The organism is Acetobacter garciniae, assembly GCF_017377735.1.
GTDB lineage: Bacteria > Pseudomonadota > Alphaproteobacteria > Acetobacterales > Acetobacteraceae > Acetobacter > Acetobacter garciniae.
Map to the genome: position 1 here is coordinate 60,742 of NZ_JAFVMH010000013.1, position 13,306 is coordinate 74,047.

A 13,306-nucleotide genomic window follows, 5' to 3' on the forward strand; every position below is an offset into this window, starting at 1 on the left:
AGCGGATATCGCAAAGAGATACTCCCCTGCCGGGGCTCCCTGCCTCTCCTTGCCGCACGCCCGGGCACTTGCCTGCGCGAACGCGCCGCCATGCCAGACCAATCTTCACGCTGGCACAGCCCGGCCTGGTCTTCTACCCCGCAAGACCCGCGCCAGCGGCGGCAAAATAACGATCGACCGCGTTGCACATCGCCCCGGCCACCATGGCCCGGTGCCCCGCCTGCCGCAACGCGGCTTCATCCAGCCGGTTGGACATGAACCCCATCTCCACCAGGACGGAGGGGATCTGGGCCGATTTCAGCACTGCGAAGGCAGCATGGCGCTGCGGGTGGGTCAGCAGCAGGATACGCGACTGAAAAGCCGAAACCACGGCCTGCGCCATATGCGCCGAGCCCTTGCGCGTTTCCTCCGTCACCAGGCTGGCAAGGATCTGCTGCACCTCGGGGGATGCCCCGTGCACCAGCGGGCCGCCATAGCGGTCGGCACTGTTTTCCGTGCGCGCCAGATCCGCCGTCTGGCTGTCGGAGGCGCCCTGCGCATGGGTATAGACACTGGCCCCGCGCACGCCGGCATTGTGCAGCGCATCGGCATGCATGGAAATAAAGAGCGAGGCCCCGTGCTGCTGCGCAAGCTCCACCCGCCCGTCAAGCGGGATGAACCGATCCGTGGTGCGGGTCCGGGCCACGCGGTACCGCCCCGTGGCCAGAAGCTGGCGTTCCAGTTCCGCCGCTGCGGCCTCCGCCACATGTTTTTCATACGTGCCCGACAGGCCGATCGCCCCGGGGTCCTTCCCGCCATGGCCGGGATCGAGCATGACAAGCGGGAGCGTGGGGGCCGCGCGCCCCACAATGGCCGGCGCGCGGGCGGCTGAATGGGGTGCCGCATGGGCAGGCGCATGCAGCACATGGCTGCCCGCCCCCCGCGCCACGGCCAGCGCAGGCCCGGCCAGAAGGGGAAGCGTTGCCCCCGCCAGCAGGGGTGACACAGCAAGCCCGGCCAGAATATCCCGCCTGGACGTGCCATCCTTTGGGTCCAGCCCCTGCCGTGTCATACGCCCGATCCCGAACCCTGCCATGACTTGCGCCCTCACTCGCCACTTCGACCTTATTATCTGGCCTGCGCATCATGGCAAAATAATAACGCGCCTTGTAGCAGCATACTGGCCGGTTTCAGGCCCGACAGGCACAATCGGCGCGACCCATGACGAATAACTTGCAGTCAACCCTCATTTGCGTCATGTTGGAACGAGTATGGGTTCAGGACAGAAATGTCCGCCATGCAAGCCGTTTCCCTTTTCTGTTTGCAGTGCCTCGGTCAGGACAAAGGCCGCTTGGCACCGGTACCGAAAGCGGGAAACACCACCCGAAGGACACATGACGATCGCCCGCTCCACCGCCCCGACCATAACGGACAGACCGCAGGCCTTACACCGCCTGAGCGGCGCCGTTGCACGGGTTGCGGTCGGGTTCAGCGCCAGTGCCGTTCATTCCCGAGTTCATGCCTCTTTTTACCCGCTGGAAGCGCCCCCGCGCCCTGCGTCGCCCACCTGGCGGCCGCACCGCGCGAGCTGGCCACCGGCGTATCGGAGTTTTTCTTTTTATGTCAAAGCGGATGCTTATCGACGCGACACACGCGGAAGAAACGCGCGTGGTCGTGCTGGATGGAAACAAGCTTGAAGATTACGATGTCGAATCCGCTGCCAAAAAGCAGCTTAAAGGCAACATCTACCTCGCACGCGTCATACGGGTCGAGCCCAGCCTTCAGGCGGCTTTTGTCGAATATGGCGGCAACCGGCATGGTTTTCTCGCCTTCAGCGAAATCCACCCCGACTACTACCAGATCCCCGTAGCCGACCGGGAAAAGCTGCTCGCCCTCCAGGCCGAGGAAGAAAACCTAGTCGACAACGGCGCGGATGACGACGAAGACGACCAGATTGTCGCCGAGGCAACGGACGGCCAGGACAGCGCGCCCGCCGCAGCCGCCCCGGACGAGACCAGCGCCCTGGCAAACGGCGAGGAAGACGCCGAGACCGCCGAGCCTGAGCCCGAATATGTCAGTGGCGAGACCGATACGGGTGAGGAAGCGCTGATCCAGCGCCGCATTGCGCGCTTCCTGCGCAACTACCGGATTCAGGAAGTCATCCGCCGCCGCCAGATCCTGCTTGTGCAGGTCGTCAAGGACGAACGCGGCAACAAGGGTGCGGCGCTGACAACCTATATCTCGCTGGCGGGGCGGTATTGCGTGCTCATGCCCAACGCCCTGCGTGGCGGCGGCGTGTCGCGCAAGATCACGGCCGTATCCGACCGCCGTCGCCTGCGCGATATCATTTCCAGCCTGAACCTGCCGCGCGGCATGGCCATGATCGTGCGCACCGCCGGCGCGCAGCGGCCCGGGCCCGAAATCACGCGCGATTGCGAATACCTGCTCCATCTGTGGGACAACATTCGCGAACACACCATGCAGTCCATGGCGCCCGCGCTGATCTACGAGGAAGCCAGCCTGGTCAAGCGCGCGATCCGCGATGTGTATACCCGCGACGTGAGCGAAATCCTGGTGGATGGCGAAAGCGGGTGGAAGGCAGCACGCGACTTCATGCGCATGCTCATGCCCCAGCACGCCGAAAAGGTGCGGCTGTGGAACAAGGACCAGCAGCCGCTTTTCACGCATTACCACGTGGAAGGCCATCTGGACGCCATGTTCTCCCCCGTCGTGCATCTGCGCTCGGGCGGGTATCTGGTCATCAACCAGACCGAGGCCCTTGTCGCCATCGACGTGAACTCGGGCAAGGCGACCGGCCAGCGCAATATCGAGGAAACGGCCTTCCGCACCAACCAGGAAGCCGCTGACGAAGTCGCCCGCCAACTGCGCCTGCGCGACCTGGCGGGGCTGGTTGTCATCGACTTCATCGACATGGAGTCCCGCCGCCATAACGTGACGATCGAACGCCGGCTCAAGGACGCGCTGCGCAACGACCGCGCGCGGATCCAGATCGGCTCCATCTCGCATTTCGGCCTGCTGGAAATGTCGCGCCAGCGCCTGCGCCCCTCCGTTGCGGAAGCAACCTTCGTGCCGTGCCCGCATTGCAGCGGCACCGGTATGACCCGCAGCGTGGAAAGTTCGTCCCTTCACGTTCTGCGCGCGGTGGAAGAAGAAGGCGCGCGCCGCCGGGCTTCGGCCATTACGGTGCATGTCGCCTCCGACATCGCGTTCTATATCCTCAACCACAAGCGCGACTGGCTGGAGCAGATCGAACAGCGCCACCAGATGGAAGTTCTGTTCGCACCCGACGCGACCCTTCTGCCCCCCGAAATCCGGATCGAGCGCCGTCAGCACGCCCGCCCCGCCCCGACCCACGCCCAGTTGCCGCCGGTGGAAAATGTGGAAGCGGACGAAGCCGAGGTACAGGCACCCGAACAGGCGGAAGTCCAGGGAGTGGAGCCCGCGAACGCGGAGGCGACAGCCGCGCCCAACGCCGTGGCGGGCGAGGAAGAGCCGCGCCGCCGTCGGCGTCGGCGTCGGCGGCGTCGTGGTGAGAACGGCAACGGCCAGGCGCCTTCTACCCAGCAGGCCGCCGAAGACGCTGAAGACGATGCGGCGGAAGATGACGCAGCCCCTGTGGCAGAAGCGGAAGTGCCCGAAGCAGCCCGGAACGGCACGGCGGATGAAGGCAATCTGGTGCAGGGTCGCCGCCGCACGCGCCACACGCGTGTGCGCCGCAACGAACGCACGCCCGAGGCCGAACGCCCCGAACGCGCGGCTCCGGCCCGCGAGACGACGCGCGATGTGGAAGTGGAAATCGCCGCGGGCCCGGCACCCCAGCGTGCCAAGCCTGTATGGAACGGGCCCACGCCTGCGAATCCGTTTGGCGACGAGCCGGACATTTTCGAACTGCTGGAAAACAGCGTGGCCCAGCGCGCAACAGCGCCTGCCGCCAGGCCGACCCCTGCCGTAAAGGCCAGCGCGCCTGAAACGGTGACAGCGCCGCAGAAAACGGCCGAAAGCGTGCAGGCGAGCCCGGCCGAGACAAAGGCCGAGGCCGAGCCCGCAAAAGCCGAGCCCCAAGCCGAGGCCGAATCCACCCCCAAGCCGCGCCGTCGCACCCGCAGGAAGCCTGCGAGCGAGAGCGTGGAAGCGCCGGTGGCCGAAGCCGGGAAGGCCGAAGCCAAGGCTGAGCCTGCAAAAGCCGAGCCGGCCGTGGAGCCCGCAAAGGCCGCCACGGCAGAAGCTGAAGCGGCACCGGCCAAAGCCCCCCGGGCCCGCCGTGCGCCAGCCCGCAAGGGTGCCAAAGCCAAGGCCGTAGCTGAAGCCCCTGCTGAAGCTGCGGAAGACGCCGCGGCAAAGACCCCTGCGGCGGCCGAAAAAACGGCAGAGGACAAAGCGGCATCGGCCAAGCCCGTGCGCAAGCGTGCGCCCCGTGCAAGTGCGGCGAAAAAGGCACAGGCCGAACAGGCGGCTGAGCCCACGACCGACGGCAGCGATCCATCCGCTGACGGGGACAAGGGTGAACCCGTTGTCCAGCCGATCGTGATCGAAGACAGCCCGCCGCGCGCGAACCGCCGCACAGGCTGGTGGCGCCGCTAGGCCACGTTACAGCCGGGCTTTGACGGGAGCCTGAACAAGGCCCGGAACGATGGCCGCAACAGTGACCAGAACCATGGCCGGGGCGCTTTCAACCAGTGCCCCGGCCATTTTTGCCTGCGACAGGCCTGCAGAAGACCAACCGCCCGGCCGCCTTCGCATCTTTCCTGTTTTTTGTGCGTTTTGCCGCACGTTACCGGCTTGTGCCCCGTTGGCTTGCAGGCGTGGTGGGGCCCGCCGGTTTTTCTTCTCCGCCGGGCTGTGTTAGGAGGCTTCCTGCCAGACCAGATGCCTTGCCTGCCGGAGTATGCATGACCCAGCCCTTTTCAGACCGCCAGACCGGAGACACGTCCTGCCCGGCCCCTGCCGGGCATGGAGCTGGCGGACACGCAACGGGCGAGCATATTGTCCTGGCCTTGCCCAAGGGGCGTATTCTCAAGGCGGTGGCCCCGCTTATCGCGCGCACGGGCATGGCCCCCGCCCCCGAGTGCCTGGAAGGCGACAGCCGCAAGCTGCGTTTTGCAACGCAGGACCCGCTTGTGGACGTGGTGCGGGTGCGCTCCTTCGATGTGGCGACCTTTGTCGCATCGGGCGGCGCGCAGGTGGGCATCTGCGGTTCCGACGTATTGAGCGAATTCGACTACCCCGAAATTTACGCCCCCCTCGACCTCGGGATCGGGGCGTGCCGCATTGCCGTGGCGCAGGCGGCACACCTGCCGCATGACCCGCAGGAATGGGCCCGCTGGTCGGAAGTGCGCGTGGCCACCAAATACCCTGCCATTACCCGCCGGTTCTTTGCGGCACGCGGGATCAACGCCACCATCGTGCATCTGCATGGCGCGATGGAACTGGCCCCCATGCTGGGCCTGTCGCGCCTGATCGTGGACCTGGTGGATACCGGATCGACCCTGCGCGCCAACGGGCTGGCGGAGGTCGAGACCATCGCGAATGTCAGCAGCCGCGTCATTATCAACCGCACGGCGCTGAAAACGCAGCCCGAACGGATTGCCGCCATTCTCGGCCGCCTGCGCACGGCATTATCCACCCCCCTTTCCACCGCAAGCAACGCATGAGGCACGGCCCATGAAACGGCTCGACACACGTGACGCTGATTTTGAAACCGCCTTTGCCGGCCTGCTGAGCGGGCGCGAAGAACAGGGGCAGGAAGTCAACAAGCCGGTGGCCGATATCCTGGCGTCCATCCGCAAGGACGGCGACAGCGCCCTGTGCGCGCTGACCCAGCGGTTCGACCACCTTCCCGTCACCCCGCAGACACTGGCTTTCGGGCCAGAGGAAATCGCCCAGGCGCGCGCGCAGGTGGCCCCCGACCTGCTGGACGCCCTGGACGTGGCAGCCCGCCGGATCGAGGCGTTCCATAAGGCGCAGATTCCCTCCGACATGCGCTACACGGACGATGTGGGCATGACGTTGGGCATGCGCTGGATCCCGCTGGATGCGGTGGGGCTTTACGTGCCCGGCGGCAAGGCGGCGTATCCGTCATCGGTGCTGATGAACGCCATTCCGGCCAAGGTGGCCGGGGTCGGCCGCCTGGCCATGTGCGTGCCCACCCCGTCGGGCGTTATCAACCCGCTGGTACTGGCGGCCGCCGAACGCGCAGGGGTGAGCGAAATCTACCGTGTGGGCGGCGCGCAGGCCGTGGGGGCCATGGCCTATGGCACTGCGACCATCCGGCCGGTGGACCGTATTGTCGGCCCCGGCAACGCCTATGTGGCCGAAGCCAAGCGGCAGGTGTTCGGCCATGTCGGCATCGACAGCATTGCCGGTCCGTCCGACGTGGTGGTGATTGCCGATTCGAAGTCCGATCCGCGCGTGATCGCACTCGACCTTCTGGCCCAGGCCGAACATGACGAACTGGCCCAGGCCACGCTGATCACGCCCGATGCCGGTTTTGCCGATGCGGTCATTGCAGCGGTGGAAGCCGAGCTGCATGTATTGAGCCGTGCCAGCATTGCCGGTGCAAGCTGGCGCAGCACCGGGGCGGTGCTGATCGTGCGCGACCTCAATGAAGCCGTAAGCCTTGCCAACCACCTGGCCCCCGAACATCTTGAACTGATGGTGGACGACCCGGAGGCGCTTTTTGCCCAGGTGCGCCATGCCGGGGCCGCGTTCCTTGGCCGTTTCTGCCCCGAAGCGGTGGGGGATTACGTGGGCGGGCCCAACCATGTCCTGCCGACATCACGCACGGCGCGCTTTGCTTCCGGCCTGTCAGTCTATGACTTCCTCAAGCGCACGACCTTCCTGTCCGGCGGGCCGGAGGCCCTGCGCCAGATCGGCCCCGCAGCCGTGGCCCTTGCCCATGCCGAAGGGCTGGAAGCGCACGCGCTGAGCATTTCCGCCCGCCTCGATGCGCTGGACGCGCAGGCCGCCACACCCGCCAATGGCTGAAGGCCGCATCCCGCGCCACAGCTAATGCTTGACCCCGACCCGCCCCTCAACCATATCTGCTGACCGAAGTTTCCGCAGTTTCAGACCAAATGAAGGATGCAATGTCCAAAGAAGACATGATCGAATTTAGCGGCACAGTCACCGAACTGCTGCCTAATGCCATGTTCCGGGTGAAACTGGACAACGAACACGTTATTCTCGCCCATACCAGCGGCAAGATGCGCAAGAACCGCATTCGCGTTCTGGCGGGTGATCGGGTCAATGTGGAAATGACCCCCTACGACCTGACCAAGGGCCGCATTACCTTCCGCTTCAAGTAACATCGTGACCGAACCCAGCCAGCACGATGCTGATGTCGGGGGCGCACACCCCCTTCTGGTTCTGGCCTCTGCCTCTGCCCGCCGGATCGACCTGCTCCGCCAGATCGGGCTGGAGCCCGACCTGATCCGCCCGGCCGATATCGACGAAACGCCCCGCCGCAACGAACTTCCCCGTCTTTACGCCCAGCGCATGGCCGACGAGAAGGCGGCAGCCGTGACCAGCACGCTGAGCGAGGCGGCCCTTGTCATCGCGGCGGATACCGTAGTGGCCCTTGGGCGGCGTATCCTGCCCAAGGCGGAAGACCGCGATACGGCGCGGCATTGCCTGGAACTGCTTTCTGGCCGACGCCACACCGTGCTGACATCGGTTGTCGTGGCCCCCACCCCTGCATGGAACAAAGGCCGGCATGGCCGCCGACTGGTGGAAACCACGGTCACTTTCGCACGGCTGAGCCCCAGCCAGATCGAAGCCCTGCTTGATGCCGGTGACTGGGCGGGCAAGGCGGGAGGATACGCGTTACAGGGCCATGCGGCAGGCCATATCCGCTTTGTATCGGGCAGCGCATCGGCTGTGATCGGCCTGCCCTTGTTCGAGACCGGGCAGCTCTTGCGGGGGCAGCCCGGCGGCTGGCTGGCGTGAGCGTTGTCCTGCGCATGGCGTCTTCGCCGGGCGAGTTGCGCCTAGCCGTAACCGAACAGGATACGCTGGTTGACTTCGCCCTTTGGCGGCCGGGGGCGCCCGACCATGTGGGCGATCTCTATCGCGCCCGCATAACGGCACTGGTCCCCGGCATGGGGGGCGCGTTCGTGGACCTGGGCGGTGAACCGGGGCTGGAGGCAGGTGGTTTCCTGCCCGTATCCAAGGACACCCCACCGCTGACGGAAGGGCAGAATGTCAACGTGCGCATTACCCGCGCGGCCCAGGGCGGCAAGGGCGTGCGGGTAAGCCTGGTACCGGACGCGCGTATTCATGATGATACCGGCACTGTGGCGGAAGCCAGCACCGCCGCCGGCAATCCCGCGCCCCATGGGGGGCCTGGCCTGCTGCATTCCGGCCCCACACCGCTTGAACGCCTGGCGGCCCGGTGGCCCACGGCCCGGATCGTGGCCGACAGCCTGGCGGCAAGTGCGCGTATCCCGCAGCATCTGCGGGGGCGGCGCATGCAGGGCCTGGCCAGCCTGCCCGAAGAAATCGCCGCCGACTGCGCCGCCCTGGAAGATGCGGAGGTCGCCCTGCCCGGCGGCATGCGCGCAACCATTACCCCCACCCCGGCCCTGATCGCCATCGACATGGACGCGCCCCCCGCGCATGGGGCGCAGATCAAGCAGACAGCCCAGTTCGCGGCCAACCGCGACGCGCTGCCAGCACTCATGCGCCAGATCCGCCTGCGCAACCTGTGCGGCGCGATCCTGATCGACCCGGCAGGGCTTGCCACCCGCAAGCGCCAGGCCCTGCTTGAACCCGTGGCGGCAAGCCTGGCAACCGACCCGCTGCGCCCGCGCTGCCTGGGGGTGACGGCATTGGGCCTGATCGAGATCGTGCGCGCACGCATTCACCCATCCCTGCCCGAACTGCTGGGCAGCCCGCACGGCCATGCGCTGCGGGCCCTGCGCCAGATCGTCACCCACGACCCGACCGCCACCACGCTGCGCGCAGGCAGCAGGCTGATCCGCGCGCTGGAACAGGACCACCAAGCCATGGCAGACTGCGTGCGCGATCTGGGCCACCCGCTGGCCCTGCGCCTGGACCCCGCCCTGCCCGACCTGCACTGGACTGCCGAGCGATCATGACCAACCCGCCCCGCACCCCCACATGCCCCATCTGCGGCCAGCCCACGGCGCATGAAAGTCGGCCGTTTTGTTCCCGGCGCTGCGCGGATGTCGATCTGGGCCGGTGGTTTTCGGGCACGTACCGGTTCGCGGGTGAACCCGCCCTGGGCGAAGACGATGATGAAAAAGCTGAAATAAATCGCGAAAGGTGACTTGATCTCCCCCACACCGTGCGATAAATGCTCTCTCACGCCGCAAGGCTGCGGTGCCCAAGTAGCTCAGTTGGTAGAGCATGCGACTGAAAATCGCAGTGTCGGTGGTTCGATCCCGCCCTTGGGCACCATATAGAAACGCCACGGCGCGTTAACTCCCCTACAATCAGCATTCTGTCTGGCAATCGCTCCGGCTTGAATTCCGTGCGCGGACTATCATAATAGTCGTGTCATATCTTACGCAGAGGGGATGCGCATGGCCGGTGGCTGGGCTCCTGACGGGGCCGTTCAAGACCAGATCGACGATACCGTGGCGGACGCCGTCCAGCATGTGCGCGCCCATATGCCCAAGGGCGAGAGCGAAACGCATTGCCGCGAATGCGGGGACGACATTCCCCAGGCCCGCCGTGAAGCCGTGCCGGGCGTGAAACTGTGCATAGACTGCCAGTCCGAACGGGATGCCCGCCCTGTTTTCAGCGCGATCAACCGCCGGGGCAACAAGGACAGCCAACTGCGCTAGGGCCCATGGCAGAAACCCGCGCCGGGGCGTGCGTTCTGTCGCGGCCCCACCATCTGGCCAGTATTCGTCTTTTATCTATCCCTTGCCCTGCCCGCCTGCGTGCCGGGTTTTCACAAAGCCCGCAGGCGGTGGACAGTAGCGCCACGCCGTGCGACGCTCGCGCCCGTCACGGCTTGAAAAACCTGCTTTTATTACAAGGCGGGTTCACTTGGCGCGGCACCAGGGCATGTGCCCGCGCTTTGTTGCCATACCAACCATAATTATTGATTGCCCCTACATGCAGGACGCACAGCCGCCCCGAACGCCCCCCACCCCCGACCTGACGACAAGCGAGCCTGCCCAGTCGCCCGACCGGTGGACGGACCAACGGGCGGACCAGGGGCCTGACGCAGCCGATCCGCAAAGGCGCAGCCTGGCCGGGGCGTTCGCCAGCGTGCAGGTCCCCCATGATGGCACGCACTGGTTCCGCCGCCTTCTGGCCTATTCCGGTCCCGGCTACATGATTTCCGTCGGGTATATGGACCCCGGCAACTGGGCGACCGATCTGCAGGGCGGTTCGCGCTTTGGCTATACGCTGCTCAGCGTCATTCTGATTTCCAGCCTTATGGCCATGCTGCTCCAGGTTCTTTCGGCGCGGCTGGGCATTGCCACCGGTCGCGACCTGGCCCAGGCCTGCCATGCCATTTTTCCGACAGGCGTGAATGTGGTGCTCTGGATCGGGTGCGAACTGGCGATCATCGCCTGTGACCTGGCGGAAATCATTGGCACGGCCGTGGCCCTGCAACTGCTTTTTGGCCTGCCTTTGCTGGCGGGCGCGCTGCTGTCGGCATTGGACACCGTTCTGGTGCTGCTGCTGATGCAGCGGGGCTTCCGGTATCTGGAAGCGTTCGTGATCGCCCTGCTTTGCGTCATCACCCTGTGCTTCGGCGTGCAGCTTGTCGCCGCAGCGCCCCCGGCGGGCGCGTTGCTACGGGGGCTGGCGCCAAGCCCGGATATCGTCCGAAATCCGCAAATGCTTTACGTGGCCATTGGCATTATCGGGGCCACGGTCATGCCGCATAATCTGTACCTGCATTCGTCCATCGTACAGACCCGCGCTTATGCCCGCACACAGGCAGGCAAGCGCGAGGCCATACGCTGGAGCAGTTGGGACAGCAGTATCGCCCTGGGGTTCGCGCTGTTCATCAATGCCGCGATCCTGATCGTGGCGGCCGCCGCCTTCCATGCGACCGGCCACCAGGACGTGGCCGAAATCTCCGACGCCTACCGCCTTCTGTCCCCCGTACTGGGGTTGCAGGTTGCGTCCACCCTGTTCGGCCTGGCGCTGCTGGCGGCTGGCACGAACTCCACCATTACCGGCACGCTGGCCGGGCAGATCGTGATGGAAGGATTCTTGCACCTGCGCATGCCCCCATGGGCACGGCGGCTCCTGACACGCGGGCTGGCCATTGTGCCGGTTGTGGGCATCATCTGGTTTTACGGCAATAGCGGCATGAACACGCTGCTGATGGCAAGCCAGGTTATCCTGTCCATGCAACTGCCCTTCGCGGTGATACCGCTGGTCCTGTTCACATCCAGCCGCAAAATCATGGGGCCGTTCGCAATCTCCCGCCCGGTTGCCGTCCTGTCCTGGCTTGTGGCCGCCTTTATTGTCGGGCTGAACGTCAAGCTGCTCTTTGATACCGTGATGGGACAGGGCTGATACCAGACAGCAAGGGGGCCGGGCACCGGGCGGGGCACGCCGCGTTGTGGTCTACAGTCTCATTCTGGCGCCCTTGTCCTACTTGGGGGTCCGCCAGCAGACAAGGATTTATCACATGGCTTTCCCCGGATTTCGCACCCTCCTGACCGGCGTGGCACTTGCGGGCTCGTGCTGCCTTGTTCACCCCGCAGGACTGGCTGCCCCCGCCCATACGGCTGAAACATCCCGCTCCCACTATGCCGACGGCACGGGTGACAGCGAGATCGACCGGCTGAACGCCAGCCAGCTCGATGAAAATTATCACGGCCCCTACTACACGCCGGGTCAGACCCCACCGCCCACACAGGCCGCAAGCCACAATGGCGCACCGCACGCCGCCATGCCCCCGCCTTCAGGCGTGGCACCCTACATGGACAACACCGGCACCGCGCCACCAACCACAGCCCCCTTGGCGCCACCGCTCTCCCCCACCCTCCCGCCCGAAAAGATGGAAAATCCGGCACCGCCCACCGGCGGACAGTAAGGCCGCGCGGCCCGCGGCAAACGGTGATGGGGAGCCTCAACTCTTTGTTTTCGCAGCCATGCGCGGGGCATATTTTGCTTTTTCATCGCCCCGAAGCGTGTATGCTGCCGCAACGAAACGGGTGATCGGCCAGGGCAATATATCCCGCGGCGTTGCCACGTACGCCACCATCGGGCGCGCTACTACGGGCCGCCTGACCTGCTGAAGGACACAGATAGACAATGACTCATCGTTTTGCCTGGTTTGCTCTGGCGTTTGTGCTTCTCTCCTCCGCCGCCCATGCGGGCACGATCAGCAACGGCCAGTGGACCGCATCGACCTGCGGGGCAGAACCCACCCCGGTCGATTTCAACCTGAGCTCGGTCGAGGCCTTCAACAAAAGCGCCACCGCCGTCAAGAAATGGCAGACCGCCGCCAGCACGTACAGCAACTGCATCGTGCATGAAGCCACCGACGACAACAACACGATCACCAAGTCCGTCAACGACACGCAGGACCGCCTGAAGGGCCAGTTCGACAAGGCCAATGCCGACATGAAAAAGGCCCAGAGCAAGTTCAACGGCTAAACGGATCGGGCAAGGCCGGCACCTGGGTACAACCGTACCCGCGTAAGCCGGGTCTGCTGGTCGTTCAGGGTGTGTCGGTCTCCGGGCCCCACGCCCCAAAGCGTCTGTCGCAAGGCAGGCGCTTTTTTCACGCCCGTTAGTTCAGGAAAACGCTCTATGGAGCATTTCCCGCATGCATGCGCAGCACGCACGACCGCGGGCTGATGCAGGCGACAGACTGCGCGCGATCAGGATTATTCTGCCATGACCCGGGGTATTTGAGCTGGTGGACCCGACGCAACAGGGGAAAACCATATTCCCCAATTGGTTACGGTGTCTAACCATTAAACTATCCACAATGTAAACCAATGCCCTCAGAGGCGAAGTGTCTAACCTTTCCCGAGTCGATTTTGCTTCCCTGCGAACCCCTCACAGGCCGCCACCAGAGACCGGCATGCCGCATACGGCCCGGCCAGCGTCGCACTCGGCCCAGTATATTCCACCTGAACGACTCGGCCCTGTCGCAACCGCGCGACAAGGTGGCACGTCCCATGGCCCCCTAGGTCAAGCTCCAGGCTGAACGGTGTCTTGAGCGTGAGCGGTCCCTGCACGGGCTGGTCCTGCCTCCATTCCAACACCTCGCCGTCTGGCAGGGCCTCCCAGTTATCCGGCACTCCGGCGCAGGCTATGAGGTCCGGCCGCAGCATGCCGATCAGGTCATGCCGGGCCA

General features: G+C 65.3%; 12 protein-coding genes and 1 tRNA gene. 12 read left to right on the forward strand and 1 reads right to left on the reverse strand.

Annotation, left to right across the window (positions count from 1 at the left end):
- Window positions 1-133 precede the first annotated feature (133 nt).
- Window positions 134-1,051: an N-acetylmuramoyl-L-alanine amidase family protein gene (locus tag J2D77_RS15945; protein WP_230975883.1), complete on the reverse strand. Its 918-nt coding sequence runs from the start codon at window positions 1,049-1,051 to the stop codon at window positions 134-136.
- A gap of 548 nt (window positions 1,052-1,599) precedes the next feature.
- Between J2D77_RS15945 and J2D77_RS15950 the strand changes: the two genes are divergently transcribed.
- The 12 genes from J2D77_RS15950 (at window position 1,600) to J2D77_RS16005 (ending at window position 12,597) form a co-directional block, all read left to right on the forward strand.
- Window positions 1,600-4,581 (forward strand): Rne/Rng family ribonuclease, encoded by a 2,982-nt coding sequence (locus J2D77_RS15950; RefSeq protein WP_207847446.1) that lies wholly within the window; start codon window positions 1,600-1,602, stop codon window positions 4,579-4,581.
- Window positions 4,582-4,889: 308 nt separating this feature from the next.
- Window positions 4,890-5,651: an ATP phosphoribosyltransferase gene (gene hisG, locus J2D77_RS15955; protein WP_207847447.1), complete on the forward strand. Its 762-nt coding sequence runs from the start codon at window positions 4,890-4,892 to the stop codon at window positions 5,649-5,651.
- A gap of 10 nt (window positions 5,652-5,661) precedes the next feature.
- The gene (gene hisD / locus J2D77_RS15960) at window positions 5,662-6,984 is read left to right on the forward strand and encodes a histidinol dehydrogenase (protein WP_207847448.1); all 1,323 of its coding nucleotides are present in this window, start codon (window positions 5,662-5,664) and stop codon (window positions 6,982-6,984) included.
- Window positions 6,985-7,085: 101 nt separating this feature from the next.
- On the forward strand, window positions 7,086-7,304 hold the full coding sequence (gene infA / locus J2D77_RS15965; RefSeq protein WP_025860133.1) for a translation initiation factor IF-1: 219 nt from the start codon (window positions 7,086-7,088) through the stop codon (window positions 7,302-7,304).
- Between the two features lies 1 nt (window position 7,305).
- On the forward strand, window positions 7,306-7,944 hold the full coding sequence (locus J2D77_RS15970) for a Maf family protein (RefSeq protein ID WP_407927113.1): 639 nt from the start codon (window positions 7,306-7,308) through the stop codon (window positions 7,942-7,944).
- 14 nt (window positions 7,945-7,958) lie between these two features.
- Window positions 7,959-9,095 (forward strand): ribonuclease E/G, encoded by a 1,137-nt coding sequence (locus J2D77_RS15975; RefSeq protein WP_230975891.1) that lies wholly within the window; start codon window positions 7,959-7,961, stop codon window positions 9,093-9,095.
- Window positions 9,092-9,286, forward strand: a complete 195-nt coding sequence (locus tag J2D77_RS15980; RefSeq protein WP_207847451.1) for a DNA gyrase inhibitor YacG — start codon at window positions 9,092-9,094, stop codon at window positions 9,284-9,286. Before J2D77_RS15975 ends, J2D77_RS15980 begins: the two co-directional genes overlap by 4 nt.
- A gap of 55 nt (window positions 9,287-9,341) precedes the next feature.
- Window positions 9,342-9,417, forward strand: a tRNA-Phe gene (locus J2D77_RS15985).
- Window positions 9,418-9,542: 125 nt separating this feature from the next.
- Complete coding sequence (locus J2D77_RS15990; RefSeq protein WP_207847452.1) at window positions 9,543-9,806, forward strand: DksA/TraR family C4-type zinc finger protein; 264 nt, start codon at window positions 9,543-9,545, stop codon at window positions 9,804-9,806.
- A gap of 277 nt (window positions 9,807-10,083) precedes the next feature.
- Entirely contained in the window at window positions 10,084-11,508 is a 1,425-nt protein-coding gene (locus tag J2D77_RS15995; RefSeq protein ID WP_207847454.1) for an Nramp family divalent metal transporter, read from the forward strand.
- A gap of 115 nt (window positions 11,509-11,623) precedes the next feature.
- Complete coding sequence (locus tag J2D77_RS16000) at window positions 11,624-12,031, forward strand: hypothetical protein (protein ID WP_207847456.1); 408 nt, start codon at window positions 11,624-11,626, stop codon at window positions 12,029-12,031.
- 221 nt (window positions 12,032-12,252) lie between these two features.
- Window positions 12,253-12,597, forward strand: coding sequence for a hypothetical protein (locus J2D77_RS16005; RefSeq protein ID WP_207847457.1), 345 nt, complete (start codon window positions 12,253-12,255; stop codon window positions 12,595-12,597).
- Window positions 12,598-13,306: the final 709 nt, after the last annotated feature.

Coding starts and splice junctions, on each gene's coding strand:
- J2D77_RS15945 (WP_230975883.1), bottom strand. CDS start 1,051: ATGACACGGCAGGGGCTGGACCCAAAGGATGGCACGTCCAGGCGGGAT.
- J2D77_RS15950 (WP_207847446.1), top strand. CDS start 1,600: ATGTCAAAGCGGATGCTTATCGACGCGACACACGCGGAAGAAACGCGC.
- hisG (WP_207847447.1), top strand. CDS start 4,890: ATGACCCAGCCCTTTTCAGACCGCCAGACCGGAGACACGTCCTGCCCG.
- hisD (WP_207847448.1), top strand. CDS start 5,662: ATGAAACGGCTCGACACACGTGACGCTGATTTTGAAACCGCCTTTGCC.
- infA (WP_025860133.1), top strand. CDS start 7,086: ATGTCCAAAGAAGACATGATCGAATTTAGCGGCACAGTCACCGAACTG.
- J2D77_RS15975 (WP_230975891.1), top strand. CDS start 7,959: ATGGCGTCTTCGCCGGGCGAGTTGCGCCTAGCCGTAACCGAACAGGAT.
- J2D77_RS15980 (WP_207847451.1), top strand. CDS start 9,092: ATGACCAACCCGCCCCGCACCCCCACATGCCCCATCTGCGGCCAGCCC.
- J2D77_RS15990 (WP_207847452.1), top strand. CDS start 9,543: ATGGCCGGTGGCTGGGCTCCTGACGGGGCCGTTCAAGACCAGATCGAC.
- J2D77_RS15995 (WP_207847454.1), top strand. CDS start 10,084: ATGCAGGACGCACAGCCGCCCCGAACGCCCCCCACCCCCGACCTGACG.
- J2D77_RS16000 (WP_207847456.1), top strand. CDS start 11,624: ATGGCTTTCCCCGGATTTCGCACCCTCCTGACCGGCGTGGCACTTGCG.
- J2D77_RS16005 (WP_207847457.1), top strand. CDS start 12,253: ATGACTCATCGTTTTGCCTGGTTTGCTCTGGCGTTTGTGCTTCTCTCC.